Annotated in this window: 25 protein-coding genes; 11 read left to right on the top strand and 14 right to left on the bottom strand. The window is 73.4% G+C overall.

Going from position 1 to position 23,766, the window contains the following annotated elements:
• Positions 1-48: 48 nt before the first annotated feature.
• Positions 49-174, bottom strand: coding sequence for a hypothetical protein (locus HRF36_RS15985; RefSeq protein ID WP_256428704.1), 126 nt, complete (start codon positions 172-174; stop codon positions 49-51).
• A 100-nt stretch (positions 175-274) separates the two neighbouring features.
• Here HRF36_RS15985 and HRF36_RS00650 point away from each other — a divergent pair, with 100 nt between their 5' ends.
• Complete coding sequence (locus tag HRF36_RS00650; RefSeq protein WP_217270843.1) at positions 275-556, top strand: hypothetical protein; 282 nt, start codon at positions 275-277, stop codon at positions 554-556.
• A 34-nt stretch (positions 557-590) separates the two neighbouring features.
• Here HRF36_RS00650 and HRF36_RS00645 read toward each other — a convergent pair whose 3' ends face one another.
• The 5 genes from HRF36_RS00645 to HRF36_RS00625 all read right to left on the bottom strand — a co-directional run bounded on the left by HRF36_RS00645 (position 591) and on the right by HRF36_RS00625 (position 6,352).
• Positions 591-1,892: a Y-family DNA polymerase gene (locus tag HRF36_RS00645; protein WP_173204741.1), complete on the bottom strand. Its 1,302-nt coding sequence runs from the start codon at positions 1,890-1,892 to the stop codon at positions 591-593.
• Positions 1,885-2,316, bottom strand: a complete 432-nt coding sequence (locus HRF36_RS00640; RefSeq protein ID WP_173204738.1) for a translesion error-prone DNA polymerase V autoproteolytic subunit — start codon at positions 2,314-2,316, stop codon at positions 1,885-1,887. Before HRF36_RS00640 ends, HRF36_RS00645 begins: the two co-directional genes overlap by 8 nt.
• 894 nt (positions 2,317-3,210) lie before the next feature.
• The gene (locus HRF36_RS00635; RefSeq protein WP_173204735.1) at positions 3,211-4,443 is read right to left on the bottom strand and encodes a DUF2254 domain-containing protein; all 1,233 of its coding nucleotides are present in this window, start codon (positions 4,441-4,443) and stop codon (positions 3,211-3,213) included.
• Between the two features lie 76 nt (positions 4,444-4,519).
• On the bottom strand, positions 4,520-5,911 hold the full coding sequence (locus HRF36_RS00630) for an LCP family protein (RefSeq protein WP_173204732.1): 1,392 nt from the start codon (positions 5,909-5,911) through the stop codon (positions 4,520-4,522).
• A 111-nt stretch (positions 5,912-6,022) separates the two neighbouring features.
• Positions 6,023-6,352, bottom strand: a complete 330-nt coding sequence (locus HRF36_RS00625; protein WP_173204730.1) for a hypothetical protein — start codon at positions 6,350-6,352, stop codon at positions 6,023-6,025.
• Between the two features lie 154 nt (positions 6,353-6,506).
• On the opposite strand from HRF36_RS00625, the gene HRF36_RS00620 reads away from it, so the two are divergent.
• Complete coding sequence (locus tag HRF36_RS00620; RefSeq protein ID WP_173204727.1) at positions 6,507-6,791, top strand: hypothetical protein; 285 nt, start codon at positions 6,507-6,509, stop codon at positions 6,789-6,791.
• A 121-nt stretch (positions 6,792-6,912) separates the two neighbouring features.
• On the opposite strand, the gene HRF36_RS00615 is transcribed toward HRF36_RS00620, so the two are convergent.
• From HRF36_RS00615 to HRF36_RS15630, 4 genes are read right to left on the bottom strand one after another with little or no spacing between them, the layout of a single operon-like run.
• Positions 6,913-7,734, bottom strand: coding sequence for a glycosyltransferase family 2 protein (locus tag HRF36_RS00615; protein WP_371739939.1), 822 nt, complete (start codon positions 7,732-7,734; stop codon positions 6,913-6,915).
• An 11-nt stretch (positions 7,735-7,745) separates the two neighbouring features.
• Positions 7,746-8,876 carry a glycosyltransferase gene (locus HRF36_RS15980; RefSeq protein WP_173204722.1) on the bottom strand — a complete coding sequence of 377 codons (1,131 nt, stop codon included), beginning with the start codon at positions 8,874-8,876 and terminating at the stop codon, positions 7,746-7,748.
• The gene (locus HRF36_RS00605; protein ID WP_371739938.1) at positions 8,873-10,108 is read right to left on the bottom strand and encodes a glycosyltransferase; all 1,236 of its coding nucleotides are present in this window, start codon (positions 10,106-10,108) and stop codon (positions 8,873-8,875) included. Before HRF36_RS00605 ends, HRF36_RS15980 begins: the two co-directional genes overlap by 4 nt.
• On the bottom strand, positions 10,105-11,319 hold the full coding sequence (locus HRF36_RS15630) for a glycosyltransferase (protein WP_254280980.1): 1,215 nt from the start codon (positions 11,317-11,319) through the stop codon (positions 10,105-10,107). The genes HRF36_RS00605 and HRF36_RS15630 overlap by 4 nt, the downstream gene beginning before the upstream one ends.
• A 212-nt stretch (positions 11,320-11,531) precedes the next feature.
• Between HRF36_RS15630 and HRF36_RS00600 the strand changes: the two genes are divergently transcribed.
• The 4 genes from HRF36_RS00600 (at position 11,532) to HRF36_RS00585 (ending at position 16,000) form a co-directional block, all read left to right on the top strand.
• On the top strand, positions 11,532-12,479 hold the full coding sequence (locus HRF36_RS00600; protein ID WP_173204717.1) for a WcbI family polysaccharide biosynthesis putative acetyltransferase: 948 nt from the start codon (positions 11,532-11,534) through the stop codon (positions 12,477-12,479).
• A complete protein-coding gene (locus HRF36_RS00595) occupies positions 12,476-13,675 on the top strand; it encodes a hypothetical protein (RefSeq protein WP_173204714.1) in 1,200 nt (399 codons plus the stop codon). Before HRF36_RS00600 ends, HRF36_RS00595 begins: the two co-directional genes overlap by 4 nt.
• On the top strand, positions 13,672-15,258 hold the full coding sequence (locus tag HRF36_RS00590) for a glycosyltransferase (RefSeq protein ID WP_173204711.1): 1,587 nt from the start codon (positions 13,672-13,674) through the stop codon (positions 15,256-15,258). The genes HRF36_RS00595 and HRF36_RS00590 overlap by 4 nt, the downstream gene beginning before the upstream one ends.
• Before the next feature lie 106 nt (positions 15,259-15,364).
• The gene (locus HRF36_RS00585; RefSeq protein ID WP_173204708.1) at positions 15,365-16,000 is read left to right on the top strand and encodes a DUF805 domain-containing protein; all 636 of its coding nucleotides are present in this window, start codon (positions 15,365-15,367) and stop codon (positions 15,998-16,000) included.
• A gap of 258 nt (positions 16,001-16,258) precedes the next feature.
• Here HRF36_RS00585 and HRF36_RS00580 read toward each other — a convergent pair whose 3' ends face one another.
• Positions 16,259-16,888: a maleylpyruvate isomerase N-terminal domain-containing protein gene (locus HRF36_RS00580; protein ID WP_173204706.1), complete on the bottom strand. Its 630-nt coding sequence runs from the start codon at positions 16,886-16,888 to the stop codon at positions 16,259-16,261.
• Positions 16,889-16,965: 77 nt separating this feature from the next.
• Between HRF36_RS00580 and HRF36_RS00575 the strand changes: the two genes are divergently transcribed.
• Together HRF36_RS00575 and HRF36_RS00570 are read left to right on the top strand one after the other, a co-directional pair.
• A complete protein-coding gene (locus tag HRF36_RS00575) occupies positions 16,966-17,601 on the top strand; it encodes an SRPBCC family protein (RefSeq protein WP_217270842.1) in 636 nt (211 codons plus the stop codon).
• Positions 17,598-18,281, top strand: a complete 684-nt coding sequence (locus tag HRF36_RS00570; protein ID WP_173204704.1) for a DUF4166 domain-containing protein — start codon at positions 17,598-17,600, stop codon at positions 18,279-18,281. Before HRF36_RS00575 ends, HRF36_RS00570 begins: the two co-directional genes overlap by 4 nt.
• Positions 18,282-18,536: 255 nt before the next feature.
• On the opposite strand, the gene HRF36_RS00565 is transcribed toward HRF36_RS00570, so the two are convergent.
• Together HRF36_RS00565 and HRF36_RS00560 are read right to left on the bottom strand one after the other, a co-directional pair.
• Entirely contained in the window at positions 18,537-19,220 is a 684-nt protein-coding gene (locus HRF36_RS00565; RefSeq protein WP_173204701.1) for a DUF4232 domain-containing protein, read from the bottom strand.
• A gap of 142 nt (positions 19,221-19,362) precedes the next feature.
• On the bottom strand, positions 19,363-19,539 hold the full coding sequence (locus HRF36_RS00560; RefSeq protein WP_173204698.1) for a CsbD family protein: 177 nt from the start codon (positions 19,537-19,539) through the stop codon (positions 19,363-19,365).
• 179 nt (positions 19,540-19,718) lie between these two features.
• Between HRF36_RS00560 and HRF36_RS00555 the strand changes: the two genes are divergently transcribed.
• Together HRF36_RS00555 and HRF36_RS00550 are read left to right on the top strand one after the other, a co-directional pair.
• Entirely contained in the window at positions 19,719-20,744 is a 1,026-nt protein-coding gene (locus HRF36_RS00555; protein ID WP_217270841.1) for a LysM peptidoglycan-binding domain-containing protein, read from the top strand.
• A 39-nt stretch (positions 20,745-20,783) separates the two neighbouring features.
• On the top strand, positions 20,784-21,479 hold the full coding sequence (locus HRF36_RS00550; protein WP_173204695.1) for an alpha/beta hydrolase: 696 nt from the start codon (positions 20,784-20,786) through the stop codon (positions 21,477-21,479).
• Between the two features lie 21 nt (positions 21,480-21,500).
• Here HRF36_RS00550 and HRF36_RS00545 read toward each other — a convergent pair whose 3' ends face one another.
• Positions 21,501-23,207, bottom strand: coding sequence for an ATP-dependent DNA helicase RecQ (locus HRF36_RS00545; RefSeq protein ID WP_173204692.1), 1,707 nt, complete (start codon positions 23,205-23,207; stop codon positions 21,501-21,503).
• A 206-nt stretch (positions 23,208-23,413) separates the two neighbouring features.
• Here HRF36_RS00545 and HRF36_RS00540 point away from each other — a divergent pair, with 206 nt between their 5' ends.
• Positions 23,414-23,611, top strand: a complete 198-nt coding sequence (locus HRF36_RS00540) for a hypothetical protein (RefSeq protein WP_173204690.1) — start codon at positions 23,414-23,416, stop codon at positions 23,609-23,611.
• Positions 23,612-23,766: the final 155 nt, after the last annotated feature.

Raw genomic sequence — 23,766 nt, 5'->3', positions numbered from 1 at the left:
TCGCCGAACCGCCGGCCATCGAGGGGAAGAACGATGAGGCTCTTCGAGCTACGCGTCGGATTTGTTCGTGTGTCGCCTGTTGCGTGAGCGGAGACCGAGAATGGTCGCGGTGATGGCACCGATGACGACCACCGGGGCTCCTATCCCGACGACGTTCCACCAGAACATGTCCATGATGTGCACCTTTTTGTCACCCCCACAAGATCGAACCATGCGACCCCGACCACCACAGGCACCCGCCGTCACCGAGAAGCCCACGCCGTGCCTCCACCGCGTGCCTGTCGTGACCGTCGTGTGCTTGTCCGCGGCCCTGCTGATCGTGCTCGGCCTGGTCTTCGTGCCGATCCCCAACCCGTACGTCGCCGGGTACCTGCGGTTGGCGGGGGTGCTCGTGGTCGTCCCGCCGCTTCTCGGGCTCGTCGGTGCTATGGCGGCGCTCCTCGATCGCCGGCTCGACCAGCGGGACCGAGCTGCGTGGGCGGTCGGTTCGGCGGTGGCGGGTTTCATCGGCGTCATGGCGTACTTCGTGCTCGGCACCCTGATCTTCGGCCCGTGACTCCGTGACTCCGCGACCCGGCGACCCGACTGCGTCACCGGGCCGTGACCGTCGCGAGCTCGTCCCAGTGGGTGGTCGCGCGGGGCGAGACCATGTCGCGTTTCATCGACCAGCCGCGGCGGTGGCGCAGGCCTGCCACGCCGAGCCCCAGGGTGTCTTCGCCGAACTTGCCGGCGATGCGGTCGATGACGGCTCCGTAGGCGGGCGGTGCCGCGTCGGCCTCGGCGAAGACGTCGAGGCTCGCGTGTTCGTCGCGCGGGGTGAGCTCCATCAGGGTGACGCCGGCCCGCACGTAGCGCTTGCCGGGTTCGAGCTGCGGGCCGAGGGCGGCGATGGCCGAGCGGTAGAGCAGGGCGGCGTCGTCGGTGGGCTCGGGGAACGCGACCGAGACCGAGTGGTTCGTGTGGGCGGCGCTGTCGGAGAACGGCGAGGTCGCGGTGAAGCACCGCATCAGGCGCGTCAGCGAGCCCTGCTTGCGCAAGCGGGCCGCAGCTCGCTGCGTGTAGACCGACAGCACCTCTTCGAGCTCGGTCACGGTCGTGATGGGCACCGCGAACGACCGCGAGTGGTAGATCTGCTCGCGCTCGGGCTGCACCTGCTCGATCGGCAGGCAGTCGACCCCGCGCAGCTCGTGCACCACGCGGGCCTGCACGACGCCGAACCGCGTGCGGATGCGGGCGGCGTCGGCATCGCGCAGGTCGGCCGCCGTGTGGATGCCGAGCGACGCGAGCTTCTTCGCCGTGCGTCGGCCGATGCCCCAGACGTCGCCGACGTCGACGCTCGCCAGGATGGCGGTCTGCTGCTCGGGGGCGTAACTGCCCAGATGGCAGACGCCGGCCAGCGCGGCGTTCTGCTTGGAGCCGCGGTTGGCGAGCTTGGCCAGGGTCTTGGTCGGCGCGATGCCGATGCTGACGGGCAGCCCGATCAGTTTGCGCAGGGCGCGGCGGATCTCGCGGGCCTGGGCGATGGTGTCCTCGAGCGTGCCGGTCAGTTCGATGAACGACTCGTCGATCGAGTACACCTCTTGGTCGCTCGTGTAGCGGCTGAGGATCTCGGCCGACCGAGCCGACATGTCGCCGTAGAGCTCGTAGTTGCTCGACACCGCCACCACGCCCTGCATGGCCGCGATCGGCGCGATGCTGTGCCACGGCGCGGCCATGTCGACGTTGAGCGCCTTGGCCTCTTGCGAGCGGGCGATGACGCAGCCGTCGTTGTTCGACAGCACGACGACCGGCCGGCCCTCGAGCGCCGGGTTGAACACGCGTTCGCACGAGACGTAGAAGTTGTTGGCGTCGACGATGGCGACGCTGCGCTCGGACGCCCCGGACCTAGACACGGTGCAGGCACCTCGTCACGACGCCCCAGATCGTCGCCTCGTCCAGTTCGGACAGGACGATCTCGGGGTAGGCCGGGTTCTCGGGGCTGAGCACCATCCGACCCTGCCGGTACGAGAGGCGCTTGACCGTGAGTTCGGCGTTGACGACCGCGACGACCACGTTCCCGTCGTGCGCGTCGAGCCCCCGGTCGACCACGAGCTCGTCGCCGTCGAAGATGCCGGCACCGGTCATGCTGTCGCCGCTCACCCGCACCAGGAACGTCGCCGTCGGGTCGCGCATCAGGTGCCGGTTGAGGTCGACCGGGCCGTTGTAGTACCCCTGCGCCGGCGAGGGGAACCCGGCGTGGACCGCCTCGGCGGCCTGCTGCGGCAGCAGGTGGTCGGGCCGTTCGTCGCCACCGACGGGACCGATGACGGCGGTCACCGTGCGCCCTCGCGCCCGGCCCGGGGGTCGCCGAGGAGGCGCGCGCCGGTCCGCGCGGACGGCTGTCGGTGGTCTCTCATCACGCCTCCCACCGAGGACGCTACGTCAGGCCACCGACACTGCGCTCCGCCATTCGTTCGCGTGCCGCGCGACCGGCATCGTGGTCCGAGCCGGGGCAGCACCTGGCGGGGCGTGTCGTCAATCGCCCGCGCCTGGCGGGTCGACGTCCACCCGCCCCGAATCGATCGCGGCGGCGACGGGCCCGTCTCGCAGGTGCAGATCTCCGAGCGCCGGTCGCGCCTCGCCCCCATGCCCTGACGGTCGCCCGACCGCCACCCCCACCCCCGCGCGTCCCGCGCTTCCGGCACGACTCCCGTCCCGGCAACTCGGGCCACCCCGATGCTTGACCGCCCACCCCGACGCCTGGTCGGCAAGTCCTGCCCCGTGCTGCGTCGTTCCACGGCGGCCCTGAGCTCCCGGGGCCGTGGATCGGTGCTGCGGCACCGGTCCGGAGTTGAAGACGGGGACCGTGGCGAAGCGCGTCCCGGCCAGAGCCGATCCCATCCGCACCTTCGGCCGCCGCGCCCCACCCCGCCCCGCGCTTCGCGTCGCGGCGCGGCGCGGCGCGGGTGACTCCTGTTTCCTGGTCCACCGACCGGCGCGGGCCCCGGGTTTCCGGGCCCGGTATTTGGCGCTACGACACCAGCCCGGAGTTACCGACACGAGCGCACGGCGCCCATGAGCTCGGGGCCGGGGCAGGAGCCGGAGTCGGAGTCGGAGTCGGAGTCAGCCACGGCACGTTCCCGACGCGACGTGCACCTCGGCCATGCCGAGCACCGAACCTCGATCCACCCGACTACCTGCAGACGCGTGGGGGCCTCGGCAGTGGGAGGTTCAGCCGCCGAGGGCGCCTCGGACGGCGGTCTCGTGGTCGACCAGTCGGCCGACCCGCGCCGGCGACGCCACCTCGTCGAGCCGCGCGACGAGGCGCAGGGCCGCCGCCAGCACGGCCGGATGGTCCTGGGCGTAGGTGCGGACCGTGTCGAAGAGCGAGTCGACGAGCTCGTCCACGGTCGGCCACGAGACGAGGACGACCTCGGCACCCCGGTCGTCCAGCAGAGCCGTGACGCGCTCACCCCGTCGCCAGAGCGGGACGAGCACCCCGGCCGACATGTCGAGGGCGCTCACCGCGGTGTAGGGGTCGTTGCTTCCCGAGGCCAGACCGCGCACGGCGATCTCGACGAGCTGCTGCAAGGCGAACCCGACGTCCTGATGGGGGGTCCGGGCGGGCCCGAGGGTGACCGTCCGGCGGAGCGCCCGAGCCGTGTCGGACCCCGGGGAGGCACTGGTCACGACGAGCGGGTCCCCCACGATCACGTACCGGCCCGGCATCGCGACGACCTCCACCACGAGGCCCTCGTGCACCGCGACGCGACGCAGCCCCTCCCAGGCGATGGTCTGCACGTAACCGTCGGCGTCGGCGCGGACGACGGCCGCCTCCGTCGGAAGGCGGCCGTCCGTCGACGACCGCACCCGCGCCTCCTGGCTGACGTCGTCGGCCGGACTCGTCGGGTAGACGTCGTCGGTCGCGGCCCGCAGGTCGTCGAGCACCCTCGCCTGCAACGAGGTGATCTGCACCGAACCGGCGATGTGGTGGATGAAGAAGACCAGCACCCCCACGTCGAACACGCTCAGCAGGACCGCCACGTGCACCGCGATCACCGGGACGAACGCGCTGGTGTCGTCGACCTCGGTGTGGACGGTGCGCATCACGACGATGCAGTACAGGAACGTCGAGGTGAAGGTCGCCAGCACGAACTGGTTGGCTCGGTCGGCCATGAAGTTGCGCACGAGACGCGGGCCGTAAGTCGACGACGTCGTGGCGAGAACCGAGATCGTGATCGAGAACGACGTCCCGGCCACCGTGAGCATGGACGTCCCGATGCCCGACAGCAGCGACCGCCCCCCGGAGGCGCTGAGGGCACCCAGCAGGGGCAGCCCCTCGGTCACCGTCGTCGGCAGTGCCCGGTCGATCGTCACGAGCACCTCGGCGACCACGAGCGCGGCGAGCCCGAAGACGGCGGGCAGGAACCAGAACGACTCCCGCACGCGGGTCAACGACAGCATGCCGCCGAGCGTAGACGCCGACGGCGACGACCGGAGAGCTCGGCCCCACCGGGGCGACGGCAGCCGTGCCCGACGGTCAGTCGCGCTTGGCGCAGGTGACCTGATCGGCGGACTGGCCCGAGACGCCGTCGGGAAGGGCGGCCGCGGTGGGCGCGGGCCTCGGCACGCCGGCCGTTGGGTCACTCGGGGCCACGTCGCCGGGCCCGCCGGTCGCGTCGCCGCCCCCCTCGGCCGGCGGAGCCGCCGACCCGGTGGGTGCAGCCGCCGAGGCGTCCGGGTCGAGCACGGCCGACCGCCCGAGGCTGTCCGCCGAGAGGGTCAGCGGCACGTTGCGTTGCAAGGCGTCGTTCAGCACCGCCGCCGACGACTCGTCGACCAGCACCCGGTTGCGATCGGCCGGATCGTCCACCGCCGGGTACTGCACGAACACCATGTTCGACAGTCCGACGGTGTTCACGGCCAGGCCGAGCTTCGCGAGAGTCGACGCGTCGGCGAGGCTCTCGCTCAGGGTCATGTTCGCGAAGGCCACCCGCGCGATCGCGAGCACCTTGGTCGGGTCGGTCAGCGTGCCCGCCGACACCGTCTGCCGGGCGAGCGCCGAGAGGAACGTCTGCTGGTTGCTGATGCGACCGAGGTCGCTCGAGTCGCCCACCCCGTAGCGCGACCGGAGGAACGCCCCGGCCTCGGCCCCCGACAACGTCCGGGTGCCGGCGGGCAGGTCGAGAGCGGGCTGCACCTCGGTGTCGCGGATCGGCGTCGCCAGGCACACCTCGACACCGCCGATCGCGTCGGCCATCGACACGACCCCCTCGAAGGTGATCGACCCGGCGTAGTCGATCTGCAGCCCGGTCAGCTGCCCGATGGTCTGCGCCACGCACGACAACCCGTTCTGAGGCCCGCCACGAGCCAGCGCGGTGTTCAACATCGCGCCCGAGGTCGCCGGGCTCGTCGTCCCGTCGTCGTTCGGGCAGGCGGGCATGGGCACGATCAGGTCGCGCGGGAAGCTGACGACCGCCATGTTCGTGTGGTCCTCGGAGATGTGCACGAGAACGGTCGAGTCGTTCTTGCCCGCCCCCGAGCTGGCCTGCTGGTTGGCCACGTCGTCGTACCCGGCCCCCAACCCCTCGCGCGTGTCCGTGCCGATCAACAGCAGGTTCACCTCACCGCCCTGCGCCGTCAGCTGCGGCACAGGTGACGCCGACGATCCCCCCGGGCCCGAGAGCGTGACGGTGGGCGCGGCGCCCTGCAGCACCTGCCAGGTGGCGATCGCCGCGACCGACGTCGTGCTGACGAGCAGGACGGCCAGCGCGGCCGCCGTCACCTTCGCGGCGAACGCCACGGGGTGCCCCCGGCGGAGGCGGCCGTGGCGGGCGATCCCGCCCTCGCGCACCGCGCCTCCTCGTCCCGGCGTGCCGTCCGGGCCGTCCGGGCCGTCGGGTGCTCGCTCCGCGCGTCCGTCGTCGGTCATGAGCGCCCCCTCGGCGAGCGGGGCTCGGGCGGCCCCTGTCGAGGGGAAGCATAGGAGGCGCGGGCCGGGAAACCCCGGTGGTCGCGTCGCCCGCGACCCCGGTCGCCCGGCTCAGCCGACCTCGCCGAGCGTGGCGGGTGCGACGACGGGCAGGACGTCCTCGGTCCAGTCGACCCGCAGCGAGCCGGACCCCGACCAGCCGCGCAGCTCGGCGCCGACCGTGTCGCGGAAGCTCGCCGCCTCGTCCCGGTCGCCGACGACGACGTCCAGCCGCAGCCGTGCCAACTGCTCGGTCACACGGACGGGCAGGCCCCAGGCCTGCAGCACCAGCACCTCGGACGCGGCGCTGAGCGACGGGAACTGCCGCCGCAGCTTCTGCTCGACGACGTGCAGCACGGCCACCTCGTCGGTGGGGCGGATGACTCCGGTCAGCGAGATCATGCCTGATGGTCCGCCCCGGAGGTTACGGCAGTGTGGCCGCCCGCTGTGAAAGCACCCGGGCCTCGTCTCCCCCGCCGCTTCGGCCTGTCCCCCGGCCGGTCCCCGTTGCCGCGGCCGTGTTGGCAGATCGGCCCCGGGTGGGCATGATCATCACATGGCGAAAAAGCTCAAGACGGCCCACCGCGACCTCGTCGAGGCGCTCGACCACCACAGCAAGGTCATGCAAGAGAAACCGCTGTCGAGCAAGCGCGCCGGGCGGGCCACCGCCAAGCTGCGGCTCGCCGTCTCGGCGTACTCGGCGGTCGTGGCCGGCAAGACCGGCCAGCCCGACCCGTTCGTCGACTACGACGCCCTCGACCCGGCCACCGTCGCGTCGCTCGCCGCCGAACGCGACGCCATCGCCCACAAGAAGTCGTCTGACCAGGGCACGCTCGACTGAGCCGTCGGCTCCGACCGCTTCCTCGGGTCGGTGTCGCACCACCGACTGAACATCGCACCGCCCACATCGACGGTTCGACCCTCAGTCGGCGGTGCGATTACGGCTCGTCGACGCGAGCAGGTCAGCTCGGGACGGCCGCGCCCTCGACGAGCGCCCAGCCGCCGCCGGCGGTGCGCCGCACCGCGCCCGCCCGCTCGAAGGCGTCGAGCCAACCACCCATCGGCCACTCGCCCCACCGCTCGGCGAACAACCCGCCGTTGCGGACGACGTCGCCCAGGTGCCGCCACGGGGGCGCCGAGGTGGCGTGGTACTGGTGGTACGCGTGGGCTCCGCCGACCCAGACCAGCGGCACGTCGAGCGAGCGGGCGGTGAAGGCGAAGTCGGTGTCCTCGCCGCCGTAGCCCTCGAACCGTTCGTCGAAACCGCCGAGCCGGGCCCAGGTCGCGGGCGTCACGGCGAACGAGAGCGACCAGAACAGCGGGTAGTCCTCGGCGCCGGCCACGACCGTCGACCCCGCAGGAGGCGCGGGTCGCGCCGCGTGCGGGGCGGTCGCGTCGTCGAGGCCCTCGCCCGTGCCGAGGACGAACCCCTCGGGCAGGTAGGTGACGGGCCCGCCCAGCAGGGCTCCCGGGTGCTCGAGGGCCGCCTGCTCGTAGAACCGGAACAGGTCGGTGCCCGGGACGCAGTCCGCGTCGAGGAACACGAGCAGCGTGGCACCGTGGCCGAGGGCCGCGTCGGCTCCGCGGTTACGTCCGGCGGCGAGGCGCAGACCGTCGGGCCCGGGCGGCACGTGCAGGGTCGTCACACCGGCCAGGGCGGGCACGTCGGGAGCCGGCGTCTCGTCGAGCCAGACGACCACGTGCCCGGCGTCGGGTGCGACCTGCCGGACGAATCGCAGCTGGTTCGCGACGTGCTTCATGCGGACGGCGGACGCGAGGGTCACGACGACGACGGTCACGAGAGCACCCCGGCCGGGTCGTCGCGGACGACGGCGGTGGCGCCTTGGGGGCCGACGGCCTGCGTGCCGCGACCGGCCACCTCGGCGACCACCGCCGCCGCGCGAGCAGCGCCCCCCTCGACCTGCCACGCGGACCAGTCGGGTCGGAGACCTCGTGCCCGCTCGATCAGCGACGGCCACTCGTCGTCGGCGGGCCAGGTCGACGACACGACGGCGAGACCGGCACGGTCGAGGGCCCGGGCGGTCGTGAGCTGCTCGTCGAAGGGTCGGGTCTGCGGCACCACCACCGCCCGTGCGCCGAGGGCGGCCAGGTCGGCGACCGTGTTCTGCCCGGCCCAGGTCACGACGACCTCGGCCGCGGCCATCGCGGCCCCGGGATCGTCCACCCAGCTGTCGAGGCCGAGGGTCGACCAGGTCGTGCCGGGCGTGGCCCGGGCGGCGCGGGCGACCGAGACCCAGAGGTCGTCGTGGTCGGTGCCGCCGGCCCCACCGACGAAGAGCACACTGCCGGGCACGACCACGGGGTCCGGGGTGGACGCCCGGCGTCCGTCCTGCCGTGAGATGCCACCGACCCAGCGCACGGTGTCGGCGACGCGGTCGAGGGCCGACGAGTCGTGCGTCCCGGCGGGCCAGGGCGCGATGACACGCGACGCGGCGTCGTAGGCGAGCCGGTGGGGCTCGTCGGTGCGGTCACCGGGCTGCGACACGACGACGACCTCGACACCGAGCAGTCGTGCGAAGAGGGTCACCTCGACCGACACGTCGACGACCATCGCGGCGAGGGGACGGCCCTCGGCCGCGGCACCGGCGATCGTCGCGGCGATCCGTCCGAGGCGAGCGGTGTGACCGGGGTGCCCGACGGGAGCCCAGTGCAACAGGCCGCCCACGGTCGGTGAGGCATCGGCGGGATGACGGACCACGCCGTCGGCACCGGTGGTCGGGGCGTCGTCACGCTCGAGCTCGACCCAGGTCGTGTCGGCCGGCAGGTCGGCGGGGGCGGCGAGCGAGCTGAACACGACGACGTCGGCGTCGAGGTGCGGCCGGACGGCCGAGAAGCGGGTGCGGTGCCCGGCACCGTGGTGGTGCACGTACCAGCCCACGAGCGGGCGTGCGGACGACGAGCTCACGCCGTCACCACCCGACGTCCCGTGCCGGCCGGGCGGACGGCGGACACGCCGCCGGTGAGGGACGAGGAGGCGCGTTGCCGGCCCCCCACGACGATCGCCTCCGCCGCGGTGACCGCCCCGCGACGGTCCGAGGCCACGACCTCGGCGTAGGACCGCTCGAGCACGGCGGCCCGGGCCCGCAGCGAGAACCGGTCGACCGCGTCCTCCCGCACCGTGCGGCGCGCGTCGGCGTTCGTCCCGACGCGACGGAGCAGGTCCTCCGCCGCCCGGGCCATGCCGTCCAGGTCGCCCGCGGGGACCAGGGCGGCCCCGACCGAACCCGCCACGACCTCGGGGACTCCCCCGACGGCGAACGAGACGACCGGCGTGCCGGTGACCAGCGCCTCCGCGATGACGAGGCCGAAGGGCTCCTCCCACACGGGCGTGACGAGGGCGCAGCCGCTGTGGCCGACGAGCGCGGCGAGCTCGGGCTGGCGCAGTTCGCCGACGTAGTGGGCGGTGACGCCGAGGTGCGGGGCGATCTCGGTCTCGAAGTAGTCGACGTCGCCGATGCGGCCGGCGATGACGAGGCGACGACCGGCGCGACGCGCAACCTCGAGGGCGAGGTGCAGTCCCTTCTCGGGGACGATGCGGCCGGACCAGACGAGGTCCTCGCCTCCTGGTCCGAAGCACCAGCGTTCGGTGTCGACGCCGTTCGGCAGCACGGTGGCCTCGACGCCTTCGGCCGCCCAGGCGGCCGCGGTGTGACCGCTGACGGCGATGAATCGGCTGCGGGGCCCGTCCGACGAACGATGCGCGGCGAGCATGTCGGGCAGGGTCGGCGTGTGCAGGGTGCTGACCATGGGGACGCCGATGTCGTCCGCCCGGGCGAGCGGGACGCCGTGCAGGCTGTGGTTGTCGACGATGTCGTAGTCGTCCGAGTGGTCGGCGACATACCGCAGGGCGCGTTCGAGCGCCGGCAACGCCCGCTCGAGATAGCCGGCGGGGTAGGTCGTGTCGGTGGCCTCGGCCGGGTCGTCGAAGACGACGGCGGGCAGCACGAACTCGGGTGGGCTCTGGTCGAGGTGGTCCGACCCCTCGGTCGCGATCAGCGAGACACGGTGACCGCGTTCGCGCAGGGTGCGCACCTGGTGGTGCACGGACGACTCGAGGCCACCGGCGAACGGCTCGCGGATCGGGTAGCGCAGCGGCGCCACCACGACGATGCGCAGGGGCCGGGAGGCGCGGGTCACGCCGTCACCGCCGCGAGGGCCCGCTCGTACACGGCGAGGTGCGCGGCGGCCACGTCGCTCCGCTGCCGTCGACGCAGGGACCGACGCTGCCGCTGCAGCGTGGCGCGCTGGGGGCTGCCACGCCGCGAGGCCGGCACACGGGCCGGGTCGTCGTGGGCGTCGGCGGTCTCGTCGACCGCGTGCGGGCTGACGAGGGCGATCAGGGCCGCGGCCAGGGACGCGGGGTCGTCGAGGTCGAACGAGGCGGTCGAGCCGGCGTCGGGGTGTTGCGCGGCCGCGTGGCCGACGCGGGGTGCCGCGACCGGAACGGCGAGATCCCAGCACAGCTCGACCCATCCCGAGTGCGTGCCGTGGCGGTAGGGCAGAACCGAGACGTCCAGGTCGGCGAGCGACCGCTCGAGGTCGGCGTCCGTCAGTCGAGGGTGCTCGGCCAGGGTCGCCCCCGGGCCGGCGGCACGGACCAGCTCGCGGATGCGCGCCGCCTGCTCGGGGTCGCGCACGCGCTCGTTGAGGTCGACCCGCGCCTCCACGGCGGCACCCGCGGCGCGCAGGGCGTCGACCGCGGCGAGCAGGGTGCGCACGGTCTCGAGGCCGGCGACGTTCGGTCGCAGGTCGCGCAGGTGGACCCCCACGACCACCGTGTCGCCCGGCGTGCCGACGGGCAGCTCGGCGTCGGCGTCGGCGATGGCGGGGTGCGCGATGACGGTCGGGCGTCGACCCCACCGGGTCTCGACCTCGTCGGCCGCCGCGTCGGTCAGGGTGATCAGCTCGTCGGCGGCCGGGATCAGCACGTCGAGGTGCTCGAGGTGGGGCGCCTGGTCGACGAGCTGCGGGTTCGTCAGGTCGTGCACCGTGTAGACGAGCGGGAGGCGCAGATCGCGCAGGGCCTCGACCACGGCCACGAGGTGCTCGGTCGGGTACGACTCGGTGCCGAAGTGCACGTGCACCACGTCGACCTCGTCGACGTGGGCACGCAACCAGGCGGCGTCGAGCACCACCGGGGGCCACCAACGCGTCGGCTCGGCCGGGTCGGGCAGCGGGTCCGCGAGGTGCACGACGCGACCGGCACGGTCGAGCGGGTCGAGCAGCGAACGGACGTACGGGTGGCCGGCGGGCACGGACGCGACGCGGATCGGGTCGACGCGCCGCAGGTCGTCGACGGCGGTGCCGGCGGACGCGGGGGCCGGCGGACTCGGGGCGTCGTGGGTCATCGGAGCCTCCTCGGCGTGATCGGATCGCCCGCCGTGACCGGTCGGGCGCGCGAGGCCTGGACCGGAGGGACGACGAGCACCCGCGACGATGCGGGTGAGATGCGCCGGGGCAGGCGGCGGGAAAGGATGACGCGACCGGGGAAGTCGCTGTTGACTCAACATAGGCCCGCACGCCCCCCTTTGTCCGTTCCGGGTGCGGGCCGGAGGGAAGCATGTCCGAACAGCGAACTGAACCCGACGGTCGAACTCGTCACTACGGCGATTTCTACGGCCTGAGCGAGCCCGAGGGCGACGGCGCGACAGCCCTCGTCGTGGGCAACTGCCAGGCCGAGTCGTTGCGCATCTTCCTCGACGGTGCGGGCCTCACGACCGTCCGGATGCCCCCGGTGCACGAGCTCACGGCCGCCGACCTGCCGCAGCTGGAGCGGTGGCTCGGCCGGACGCGCCTGCTCGTCTCGCAGCCGGTGCGCGACGGCTACCACGACCTGCCGCTCGGCACGGCCCAGCTGGCCGCGATGCTCCCCCGGGAGGCGCAGGTCGTCCGGGTGCCCGTCGTGCGGTTCGCGGGCCTCTACCCCGCACACGTCATCGTCCGCCCGCCGAGCGATGCCTCGCTCGTGCCACCCGTGGTCGAGTACCACGACGTCCGGCTGATCGCCGAGGCCGCAGGACGTCCCCTCGCGGCCGACGCCCTGACGCCCGCCGTCGTGCGGTCGGTCGCCGAGCTCTCGCTGGCCGAGTTGCGCAGGCGAGAGGTCGCCCACGACACCGTCGTCGCCTCCGACCTGTTCGAGGCCGGGACGGCCGGGGACGGGTCGGGCACCCCGCGCTTCGACCAGATGCGCACCCTGAACCACCCCGGCAACCCGGTCTGGACGGCGCTCGCGTCGCGCGTCCGCGAGCGGGCCGGACTGGGCGAGCACGTGGTCGACCCGGGCCGACCGGTGCTGTCGAGCGTGCACGCCCCTCGCGAGCAGGCCGTGGTCGACGCCTGGGGCCTCGACGACGAGTCGACCGACCACTGGGTCGTCGGCGGCGAGCGCGTCGACGTCGACGAGGTCCGTCGTGCGCACCTCGCCTGGTACGCCGAGCACCCGGACGCCGTCACGGCCGCACTCGCCCGGCACGCCGACACGTTCGCCCTGTGGGGTGCCGCGTGAGCCGGGACGCGGTCGACGCCACGGTCGCCGCGGTGACGACCCGCCACGCGGCCCGGTCGGCGGCCGCGGGTGGAGCCGCGGCGACGGCCGCCCTCGCCGAGCTGCCGGTGGTCGTCACGCACCACGACCCCCAGCACGGGGTCGCGACCTACGCGGCCCAGATCTCCGCCACGGTCGAGGCCCGCACCGGGCGCCGCCTCGCCCTCGACGTCGCCGACCTCCTCGACACGCCGGACGACACGGCCCGCTCCGGCGACACCCGCCCGGACCACGGACCCGACGACGTCACCGTGCCCCGGGCCCACCTCCAGTTCACCGACCGGCTCTGGGGCCCCTCGCCGTCCGCCGCGGCCGACGTCGTCGAACACCTGGCCGCCACGACGGCGCTCACGATCACCCTGCACGACCTGCCCCAGCCCTCGGACGGCGAGCGCAACCTCAGGAGGCGCGGCGAGGCCTACGGTCGCGTGGTCGCCGCCGCGCGGGGCGTGGTCGTCAACAGCGAGCACGAGCGCTCCCTCTTGCGCGAGTGGGTCGCCTTCGACGGTCCGGTCGCGGTGATCCCCCTGCCCGTCGACCGGCACCCGCTGCCCGACCGACGCCCCGAGCCGGACGGCGACGTGGCAATCATCGGGTTCTTCTACCCGGGCAAGGGGCACGCCGAGGTCGTGGCGGCCGTGGCCGGACTCGCGGCCGCCCGGCCCGGCACCGACGGCACGCGGCACGGCAGCGGGGCGACACGACCGGACGCGCACGCGACGGGCGTCGTGGCCCTGGGCCGCGCCTCCTCGGGTCACGACGCCGAACTGCAGCAGCTGGTCGACGAGGCCGCCGCGCTCGGCGTGCCGTTCGGCGCGACCGGCTACCTCGACGACGCGACGCTGGTGGACCGGGCCCGACGCGCGTCGGTGCCCGTGGCAGCCCACCAGCACGTGTCGGCGTCCGGGTCGATCGCGACCTGGATCGCGGCCGGCCGACGTCCGCTCGTACCCGACACGCGCTACTCACGCGAGATGGCGACGCTGCGACCCGGCACGCTCACGCTCTACCCCGAGGGCGGACTGGCGGCGGCGATCGCCACGGCCCTGGTCGACCCGGCGTCGACCTGGCTCGAGGACGACGCCCGCACCCTGCCCGGGCTCGACGAGGTCGCCGACGCCTACACGGCGTGGTGGGCCGAGGGGGTGCGCTGGTGAGCCGCGACGCCGGGTCGTCGGCCTCGGTCGGGACCGGCACCGCGCCTCCTGCGGGCGGGCGGTTCGTCGTGGGCAACGTGTGGGACGCCCTCGACGGGGTGTGGCCCGAGCTGCCGCCGCTCGTGTCCGTGGTGGTCGTCCACTACCGGCAGCAGGCCGAGCTCGACCGGACGCTGGCGGCACTCGCCCGGCAGAGCTACCCGGCCGAACGACTCGAGGTGATCGTCGTCGACGACGGCTCGCCCACCGCCCCCTCGGTGCCCGACGGGGTGCGGCTGATCGTGCAGGAGGACCGCGGGTTCCGGCTCTCGGCCGCCCGCAACGTCGGGGTCGCCGCGTCGTCGGGATCGGTGCTCTGCTTCGTCGACGCCGACACGTCGCCCGAACCGGACTACGTGCTGCGCCTGACCCGGTTGCCAGCGCTCGCACCCGAGGCCGTCACGGTCGGACAGCGCAAACACGCGGACTTCGCGGGGGTGCTGAGCGGCGGCGGTGTCGGCGGTGGCGGCGGCGGCGGTGGCGGCGGAGACGGAGACGGCGTCGTGCCGGTGTCCAAGCCGGTCGAGCTGGCCGGGCCGGCCCACGAGCTCGAACAGCCGCGGTGGCTGCAACAGGCGTACGGCTGGTCGGCCGACCTGTTGCATGCCGACGACCGCTCGTACCGCCACCTGATCGGCGCGGTCACCTGCTGCTCACGCTGGTTCTTCGACCAGGTCGGGGGCTTCGACGAGTCGTTCACGAGCTACGGCGGCGAGGACTGGGAGTGGGCTCACCGCGCGTGGCTCGCCGGCGGCGTCTTCGCGCACGTCCCGGAAGCGGTGGCCTGGCACGACGGGCCGGACTGGGCGGGGCGCGGGTCGGGTTCGGACACGGACACGGACGCGGCGAGCTCGGCGACCTCGGCGGCCGGGCGGGCGGCCCGCGAGGACGAGCAGGCCCGGCGCCAGGCCGAGAAGAACGGCGAGACGCTGCGCCTCGCCGACCTGATCGCGGTGCGCGGCTCCCGTGGGTTCGGGGTGCGCAGTCGCACCGTCGACGTGTGCGTCGAGCTGGTCGCCGCCGCCGGGATGCCGACCTCGGCGGGGGCGGCGTTCGTGGCGGTGGACAGCGTGTTGGCGGCCATGCCGGACGCGACGGTCGTGGTGCCGGACGACGTGGCCCCGGTGTTCGAGGCGGACCAGCGGGTGCTGGGCCGATCGTCGGACGCGGCGGCGGCGGCACTCGGCAGCGCCCGGGTCGTCGTGACCCTCGACGGACCCGTGCGCGTGCTGCCCGACGTCGACGCTCACGGGCCGGACGATGCCCGGGCACGGGCGGTGGCCGCAGCCGTCGGGCTCGGGGAGGACGTCGCGCGCGACCTCCGGACGGCGACGGACGCGGTCGGCGTGGGAGCACTCGGCACGATCGAGCTGACGGACCCGTCGGGTCGCGTACTGGCGACCGTCGAGTCGCGTCGCGCCGCCCTGCGCGCCCGGCGCTGGGGAGCGGGCGTCGCGTTCGTCTCGCACCGCGCCTCCGTGGACTGGCTGACGCCCGTCACGGGCGAGCCGAGCGTGGCGGCCTACCTCGGCGGCTGGGGCTGACCCCGGGCCCGCCCGCCCGCGCCCCCGCCAGGCGGACGGGCGGGCGGGCGCTGCGTCTCGATAGGGTGGCGGGGTCGCGGTGGGCGGCACGGATGAGGGGGATCTCATGACCGATCGCAACGACGGAGCGGACCAGCAGGGCGGGGCGGTGCCGCCGTACGGGCAGCAGCCTCCATACGGGCAGCAGCCTCCGTACGGGCAGCCCCCCGCTGGTTACCCGCAGCAGCAGGCCGGGTACGCACAACCCGCGTACGGGCAGCCGCCCTACGGGCAGCCGCAGGGCCCGCCCTCCGGCCCCGGTGGGGCCGTCCCCCTCTGGGCACCGCTGTACGGTGCCGGTCCGGTCGTGGCGGTCAAGCGGTTCTTCCAGAAGTACGCCGATTTCACGGGGCGGGCCAGCCGCAGCGAGTACTGGTGGGTGGTCCTCGCGAACTCGGTCCTCTACCTCGTGTTCGGCGTCGTCGGCCTCCTCGCGGGTCTCCCGGGTAGCACGACGGACTACGACGGCACCCTGGAGCCCGGACCGGGTTTCATCCCCGTCGGTTTCGTCTTCGCGATCCTGCTCTTCGGCACGATCGTGCCGTTCTTGTCCCTCGGCGCCCGCCGACTCCACGACATCGACCTCAGCGGGTGGTTGTTACTGCTGAACATCGTCCCCTACCTCGGCGGATTCGTCATCTTCATCCTGTCGCTGCTCGGAAACAAGCCCGCGGGCGCCCGTTTCGACCGGCCCCGGGCCTGAGGCGGCACCGGCCCGACCCGCTCCGCGGTCTCTCGTCGTCGCGCCTCCTGCTCTCGCGGTCGAGCCCTACGCGGCAGCCGCCGTCGTGCCGTCGTGCCGTCGTGCCGTCGGCAAATCCTGGTTCCTGCTGCGGCTGCATCCGTTCCGCACGATCCTGGAACCTCGGCGCAGCACCAGCCCGGAATTGCCGACGCCGACCCCGACGCCTCGCGGGCCCGGGCACGTGGCCGCCGCCCGACGACAGGCGAGGCGTCCCCGTCACAGCACCGTGTAGCCGGCGGAGAGCGCCGAGCGACCCGTCAGGGCCCCCAGGAGGCGCGGCGCGTCAGCCGACGGAGCATCGGCCACGAGGGCGCCGAGCACGACCAGCGCCCGCCGACTCGCGACCTCGGGCGCCTGTCCGCCGAGCCCGCCCGCCGTCCGGAGGTCGCCCGTGTGGACGACGAGCTCGACGACACGTGTGGGCAGGTACGCCTCGAGCCGCCACTCGCCCACCGGGGTCTCCACCCGGGCGTCCGCGGCCCGTCCGGCCACCATGCCGGTCACCCGTCGCACGAGGGCGTCCACGCTCGCGGGCAGGTCGACGCCGAGGTCTCGTCCCGCCCGCCGTCCCCTGTCCGCGACCTCGTCCGGATCGGCGCGTCCGCCCCGGACCGCCCGGTAGTAGTGGACGGTGCGCGAGTCGGAGTCCGACGACCCCGGCCGCACGTACTGCTCGACCGTGAGCACGGCCCTGGACGTGTGGCCGACGAGGTCCCTGCGGCTCCACTCGCCGAGGGCGGGGTCGTCCCACCGCGCCGGTACCCGGTCGAGCTCGTGCACCGTCTCGGCGAACCATCGGGCCGCCGCCCCGAACGCGACGCGGTCCGTCTCGAAGCTCTCGTCCACGGGGCGAGCCTAGAACCGGCCGCGACCCGCGTTCCGCGACGTTCCCCGGACCGTCACCATGCCCTACCCTCACGATCGTGGGGAAACGTCAGATCTATGTCGAGACCGTGATCGACGCCGACCTCGACCGGGTCTGGGCGGCCACGCAGGACCCGGCACAGCACGTCCGCTGGGACGTCCGCTTCTCGAGCATCACCCCCGGGCCGCCGGACGACGACGGCTCGACCCCGTTCCGCTACGTCCGCCGGACGCCCTTCCACACCGTCGCGGGTACGGGCGTCAGCATCGGCGAGCGCCACGGTCCCGACGGCTCACGCACCTCTGCCCTGCGCTTCGCGACCGACGACGTCCTCTCGCCGATCCGTGCCGGGCGCGGGTACTGGCGCTACCTGCCGACGGCCGACGGCCGGACGCGCTTCGTGACCGGTTACGACTACGAGTCGGGTTGGGGTCCGCTCGACCTGGTCGTCCGCCCACTGCTCGGCTGGGCCACGGCCTTCAGCTTCGATCGTCTGCGGCTCTGGCTCGAGACCGGTCGCGATCCCGAGAGATGGCCCCTCGCGAGCGCCGTCGCGTTCTGGCGTCCGGACCGACCCCGCGCCTCCCGCACCCGTCGTGCGCCCGCGGGCGGCTCACGCACGAGCGACCATCTGAAGGAGGCGCCGGTCACCCTGGCCGCCCTGCCCGACCCCGCGAGGCGGTCACCCCGATGACCTCGATCTTCGAGCAGGCCCTGGGCGACGAGTTCGCCCGCCTGCACCCGATGATGCAGCGCCGCTTCGGCGTCGGCCTGGACTCGGGCGAGGCCTGCGTGGGCCGGGGCGTCATGTCGTCGATCCGGAGGGGCCCGTGGTGGACGGTCCCGTTCCTGCAGATCGGCAGGTTGCGCAACATCCTGGTGCCCGACGTCGGCCGTGACGTGCCCTTCGTCATCGAGAACTACCCGTACCGCGACGGTCTCGGTCGCGAGACCGTCACGTTCGTCCGCTCGTACACGGTGCCGCGCCGCCGCGCCGATCGTCGCCCGGTCCGCTTCGACGCGACCATGGTGCTCGACGAGGGGCGGGTGCTCGACTACCTCGGCACCCACCAGCACCTCGCGGTCGACCTCGACCTCGCGGTCGACGACCGTGGTGGCCTCGTTCTGCGGTCCGGGGCACAGCGTTTCCACGAGGGCCCGGTCTCGTTCCGCTTCCCGCTGCTCTTCAGCGGCCGGGCCGAGCTGCACGAGTGGTGGTCCGAGGACGACCGGTCGTTCCACGTCGACCTCGAGGTGCGCAACCATCGCTTCGGCTTCCTCTTCGGCTACCGCGGCACGTTCACCTGCGAGTGGCTCGCGGCCTCGGACGCCCCTTCACGGCTGAAGCCGAGGCGGACCGAAGCCCGTCTCTAGACGTCAGGAGGCACGGGTCGCGTCGACAGGACGGCCCCGGCCCGTCGGGTGGTCCCGAGCTCACCCCCACCCGACCGCCTGTCGGCAAGTCCTGGCTCCGGGCGCCGGCGCGCCGGTCCCACGCCGATCCCGTCACCCCACCGCAGCAGCAGCCCGGAATTGCCGACACCGGGGTCGGAGTCGAGGCCGGCGGAGAGCACCCGACGGTCGCGGGCGGCTCTGCTCCGAGGGGATGCCGGAGGGGCCGGGAGAACGTCAGAAGGTGGCGAGGGCGCCGACCGTCAACTGCTGCACCTGCGCGTTCGCGCACGCCTCGTAGCTCGCCCCCGACGCGGGCACGAAGATCGACTCGAGCGAGCCGGGCGGGTAGATCCGGAAACCGTCGGTGGCCTGGGGCCGGCACTCGTCCGCGTCGTAGTTGCCCGTCTGGGTGATCCGCACGATGGTCTGTACCTCTCCGCCGGGGGCGAGGGTGTGGGTCTCGTGCGCGGTCGAGCGGTCGAGCACGGCCGAGGCGCCTATCTGGGTGCCGTTCCCGTCGCCCACGAACGAGACGCCCGGCCAGCCCTGCAGCGTGCAGGAGCGCTGACCACTGTTCGTCAGGACGATGGCGACGCCGTAGCTGCCGGCCGCACCCCCGCCTCCGTCGGCGATCCCCGCGGTGAGCTCGCCCACCGTGCAGCGTGAGGACGCGTCCCCGCCGACACCGTCACCCAGGTCCCCGCCGCCACCGGACGCGCCGTCGGGGCCGGGCGTCGCGGTCGCAGTCGACGTGGGCGTCGACGTGGGCGTCGACGTGCCGGTCGACGGTGAGGCCGAGACGGTCACGGTGGGAGCCGCCGTCGTCTCCGTGCCGCCCGACGAGCAGGCCGACAGAACGAGGGCGAGGGAGGCCGCGAGGGTGGCGGCGGGGATCAGGGCACGCGACGAACGGTTCATCCTCTCACCGAAGCACGGACGGCCTTTTCGTGCACACACTGCATCGTCGATCGTGCGACCGGGCTTCCCGGGTCGACAACGAAGGGCCCGACATCCGTGGATGTCGGGCCCTTCGTGGAGCCGGCCGAGGCCGGCAGGACGATCAGCTCTGGCCGAGGTCGTCCTTGGCCTTCTCGGTCTCGAGACGCTCTTCGCCCATGTGCTGGTCCTTGTGGCCCTGCTTCGTGAGCTCTTCGTCGTCCGTGCGCTTGCCGACGGCCTCTTCGGCCTTGCCGGCGGTCTTCTGGACGAAATCTTTTGCCTTGTCGCCAACGGACATGACGTACCTCCTGGTTGTCGGTCGACCGGACTGACCCGGTACTCCCGTGACCGTAGGCCGGGTGCCCACCGGCCGCCGGGGTTCACAGGCTGTTCCAGGTTCGTACCCGACCCGGTACCGGAGCGATCGGTCTCGACCCGGCCCACCCCGTCCCCTAGGATCATCGCCGAGGGGGCACCATGGCACGACACACTCCGGGGGCGGACGACGACGTCACGCCCGGTCACGAACTCTTCGCACCCCGCGTCTCCGACAGCGACACAGACACAGACTCCGCACCCCGGTCCGGCCGTCGCCGTCTCGCGATCGTCGGGGGTGTCGTCGCGGGCGTGGCACTCGTGTCGGTCGTCGTGGGCGCCGTCCTCGTCACGGGCGGCTCGGCCCCGTTCGCGGCCGGTGCCCCGACCGAGTCGGCGCGCCCGACGACGGTCGCCCGCACCGCGACGCCCACCCCGAGCGCGACCCCGTCGCCCACGCCGACGACCACCCCGTCGCCGTCGCCCCGGGCGGCGACCCCTCCACCGCAGGACGCCGCCGTGCCGGCACCGTTCATCACGCCGGTCGCGGCCGGGACGGTGGTCGCCGAGGGCGACGTCGCCTCGCCCAAGGGAAGCGTCCACTTCCACTACCGGGTGGTGGCCGTCGGCGACGACACCTACACGTCCGAACTGACCGGCGCGACGTCGAGCCTGCCCGTCCCGGTCGCGGTCGCGTTCTTCCCGGTCGCGCCCTCGGTCGGCGACGGCACCTCGTACGGGGGCGACGGGAGCGTCCAGCTCGGCGCGTCCACCACGACCCCGGTGGCGGCCTCTGGCACGTTCGGCTCCGTCAGCCAGCCGTCGTATCTCTCGACCCTCGTCGTCTACTCGACCAGCACCTCCTCGGACGTCCCCGTCGAGATCGCGAACGGCAAGGTCCTCGCCGTCGCACCGGTCGGCTGGTCGGTGCCACCGCGGCAGACGAACATCGTCCCGGTCGACTCGGGCGCGGTGGCCTTCGCCACGGGGACCCTCGAAGCGACCACGTCGTCCGGCGCACCCAAGCGGTACACCGTCGCACCCGACGACCTGATCGACGTCGTCGCCCTTCGCTTCGGCATCTCGGTCTCCGCGTTGCTCTTCATGAACCAGGGGCTGCAGGTCATCGACGACGCACAGCACCTCTTCGAGGGCACGACCCTCGTCCTCGACCCCGACAGCGTCTGACCCGAGACGTCCGGCACCCGGCCCGCCTAGGGTCGAGTGGTGCTCCACCACCTCGCCCCCGGCCGGCTCGTCCGCCACGCCGTCTGGTGGGTGCAGGACTACGGCTACGCCGCCGTGTGGCAGGTGCGGGCCGTCACGAGCCCGCGCGACCCCGAGCGCTACCTCGACGGCACCGGGCGGCCCGTGCTCGTGATCCCCGGCGTCTGGGAGACCTGGGCGTTCCTGCGCCCGATGATCGAGCGCCTGCACGCCGAGGGCCACCCCGTGCACGTGCTGGACGACCTGCGCTGGAACAGCCGTCCGGTCGAGGCCACCGCTCGCGACGTCGCGGCGTACCTGCTCGGGCACGGGCTCACCGACGTCGTGATCGTCGCCCACAGCAAAGGCGGCCTGATCGGCAAGTACGTCATGGCGCTGCTCGACGAGACGCGCCGGGTACGGTCCATGGTCGCCGTCTGCTCGCCGTTCTCGGGGTCGCGGTACGCCACGTGGCTGGTGCTGCCCGCCCTGCGGGCCTTCTCGCCGCGCGATGCGACGACGATGTTGCTCGCACGGGACGACTCGGCCAACGCCCGCATCACCTCGGTCTACGGCGAGTTCGACCCACACATCCCCGAGGGCAGCGAACTGCCCGGCGCCGTCAACGTCCGCCTGCACGCGGGCGGTCACTTCCGGGTTCTGGCCCACCCGCGCACGATCGCCACCGTGCTCGCCGCCGCGGCCGAGCCGGCCTGACGAGCGGACTCGACGCCCGGGTCAGGCCGGTGTGAGCAGCTCGTGCTCGAGGACGTCGGCCACGGCCAGGACCTTGTAGCCCTCGCTCTCGAAGAACACCGTCATGCGGTCCGCGTCCGTGCTCATCACGGTGCCCTCGCCCCAGGTCGCGTGGACGACGCGAGCGTCGTTCGCGAACGCAGGAGGCGCGGTGTCGGTGACGTCGCCCGGCTCGCCTTCCCGCGCCTCCTCGGTGTCACCGGCCCGCGCGGCGGCCCGGCACCCGTCGCAGTTGCCGCACCGCTCGGGCGATTGCTCGCCGAAGTAGCCGAGCAAGAAGTGGCGTCGGCAGCCGGGTGCCTCGGCGAAGGTGCGCATCATCTCGATGCGCGACCGCTCGACCCGCTCGCGCGTGACGGCGACCCCTCGGGCCGCCTCGGCCGCACCCTTCGCGTCGAAGCCCGCGACCGGCTCGAACCCGCTCGACGACTCGGACAGGGCACCGCCCTCGAGAAGCAGGTCGACGAGACGGGAGACCGTGCGGGCCCCGAGCGCCAGCTGGTCGGACACCTCCGACCGCCGGACGGGGCGGCCGGCCGCCGAGAGCGCGGTGAAGACGCCGCGCAGATCGGCCCGCCCCGGCAGCCCCGAGGCGAAGAACGACCGCAGCGAGAGGTCCTCTGGCCGGTAGTGCAGGGTCGCGACGGCCGGGTCGCCGTCACGCCCGGCCCGACCGATCTCTTGGTAGTACGCGTCGAGGGAGTCGGGCACGTCGGCGTGCACGACGAACCGCACGTCGGGCTTGTCGATGCCCATGCCGAACGCGCTCGTCGCCACGACCACGTCGACCTCGCCCGCGTGGAACCGCTCGTGCAGCTCGCCCCGCTCGGCCGAGCGCTGGCCGCCGTGGTACCCGACGACGGTGCGGTCGGGGCAACGCTCGGCGATCGCCCGGGCGTAGTGCTCGGTGGCCTTGCGGGTGGCGACGTAGACGATGCCCGGCGTCGTCGACGCGGCCACCTGCTCGACGACGGCCCGGACCTTCTCGTCGTCGTCCTCGTGTCGCACGACCTCGAGCGCGAGGTTGGGCCGGTCGAAGCCGTGGCTCAGCACGAGCGGGTCGTCGAGGCGCAGGCGCTCGACGATCTCGTCGCGCACCGGCCCCGACCCGGTCGCCGTCAACGCCAGCACGGTCGGCCCGCCCAGGCGCTCGACGACCTCGCCGAGGTGCAGGTAGTCGGGACGGAAGTCGTGGCCCCACGACGACACGCAATGCGCCTCGTCGACGACGACGAGGGCGACGCCGGCATCCCGCAGGCGCTCGACGGTCTCGTCCCGGGCGAGCTGTTCGGGGGCGAGGAAGACGTAGGTGACCTCGCCGGCCGCGAGCCGGTCCCAGCCTGTGTCGTTCTCGGCGTCGGTGTGGCCCGAGTTGATGGCGACGGCGGGCGGGGCGTCGGGTCGACCGACGAGGCCGGCGATCTGGTCCGCCTGCAGCGCGATCAGGGGCGAGACGACGACGGTCGGCCCGTCGAGCACGGCGCCGGCCACCTGGTAGATCGCCGACTTGCCGAAGCCGGTCGGCATGATCGCGAGGGTGTCCCGACCGGCGACCACCGCCTCCAGGGCCTCGAGCTGGGCGGGGTGGAGGTCGGTCCAGCCGAACAGGTCCGCGGCGGCGCGCGTGATGTCGTCGCGACGGTCGGCCTGGGCGGTGCGGCTGGGTGCGGTGGGTTTCGTGGTGCTCATGTGGTCCTCGGTTCCGGTGGGGCAGGATTCCACTCCAGACAGGTGCGGGACGACACGCGCAGGTCTGCCAGCCGATGCCCGGCCTGTGCGTACCCCACCCGTCGCGGGCCGGGCATGCTACCCCTCGACTTGCCGGTCGAGTCGACGGCCCCGTCCGGAGGCGCGGCTCCAGGCAGCGCGGACCCCCAGGGCGTAGCGTCCGGCCCATGAGCGACGAGAAGCAGACAGAGCCCGTCATGGACGGCGCCACCGAGGCCACGGACCAGGAGAAGCTGAGCGGCCTGATCGAACAGGTCGAGGCAGATCACGGCGACGAGGGGGCGGCCTCGATGGCCGACCAGCTGCGCGACCGCATGGACGAGACCGCGCAGGCCGACGAGAGCCCGGCCGACGCCGAGGAGTGAGTTGGCGTGCCGAGGGGCTCCACCGCGAGGTGATTTTTACTTCGAGGCCAATTGCGGATGAAATGGCCTGATGGACGCATTCATTATCGATCCGAGATCAGCGGTGAGCGAGACGGAGCCGTCGTCCTATCGGATTGATTTCTGGCGCCGAGACA

This window comes from Frigoribacterium sp. VKM Ac-2836 (assembly GCF_013248995.1).
Taxonomy (GTDB): domain Bacteria; phylum Actinomycetota; class Actinomycetes; order Actinomycetales; family Microbacteriaceae; genus Frigoribacterium.
Note: the sequence above shows the minus strand (reverse complement) of the source record. Positions and strands in the feature narration are given on the sequence as shown.

Coding starts and splice junctions, on each gene's coding strand:
- HRF36_RS15985 (WP_256428704.1), bottom strand. CDS start 174: ATGGACATGTTCTGGTGGAACGTCGTCGGGATAGGAGCCCCGGTGGTC.
- HRF36_RS00635 (WP_173204735.1), bottom strand. CDS start 4,443: ATGCTGTCGTTGACCCGCGTGCGGGAGTCGTTCTGGTTCCTGCCCGCC.
- HRF36_RS00630 (WP_173204732.1), bottom strand. CDS start 5,911: ATGACCGACGACGGACGCGCGGAGCGAGCACCCGACGGCCCGGACGGC.
- HRF36_RS00625 (WP_173204730.1), bottom strand. CDS start 6,352: ATGATCTCGCTGACCGGAGTCATCCGCCCCACCGACGAGGTGGCCGTG.
- HRF36_RS00620 (WP_173204727.1), top strand. CDS start 6,507: ATGGCGAAAAAGCTCAAGACGGCCCACCGCGACCTCGTCGAGGCGCTC.
- HRF36_RS15630 (WP_254280980.1), bottom strand. CDS start 11,319: ATGACCCACGACGCCCCGAGTCCGCCGGCCCCCGCGTCCGCCGGCACC.
- HRF36_RS00600 (WP_173204717.1), top strand. CDS start 11,532: ATGTCCGAACAGCGAACTGAACCCGACGGTCGAACTCGTCACTACGGC.
- HRF36_RS00585 (WP_173204708.1), top strand. CDS start 15,365: ATGACCGATCGCAACGACGGAGCGGACCAGCAGGGCGGGGCGGTGCCG.
- HRF36_RS00570 (WP_173204704.1), top strand. CDS start 17,598: ATGACCTCGATCTTCGAGCAGGCCCTGGGCGACGAGTTCGCCCGCCTG.
- HRF36_RS00565 (WP_173204701.1), bottom strand. CDS start 19,220: ATGAACCGTTCGTCGCGTGCCCTGATCCCCGCCGCCACCCTCGCGGCC.
- HRF36_RS00560 (WP_173204698.1), bottom strand. CDS start 19,539: ATGTCCGTTGGCGACAAGGCAAAAGATTTCGTCCAGAAGACCGCCGGC.
- HRF36_RS00555 (WP_217270841.1), top strand. CDS start 19,719: ATGGCACGACACACTCCGGGGGCGGACGACGACGTCACGCCCGGTCAC.
- HRF36_RS00545 (WP_173204692.1), bottom strand. CDS start 23,207: ATGAGCACCACGAAACCCACCGCACCCAGCCGCACCGCCCAGGCCGAC.
- HRF36_RS00540 (WP_173204690.1), top strand. CDS start 23,414: ATGAGCGACGAGAAGCAGACAGAGCCCGTCATGGACGGCGCCACCGAG.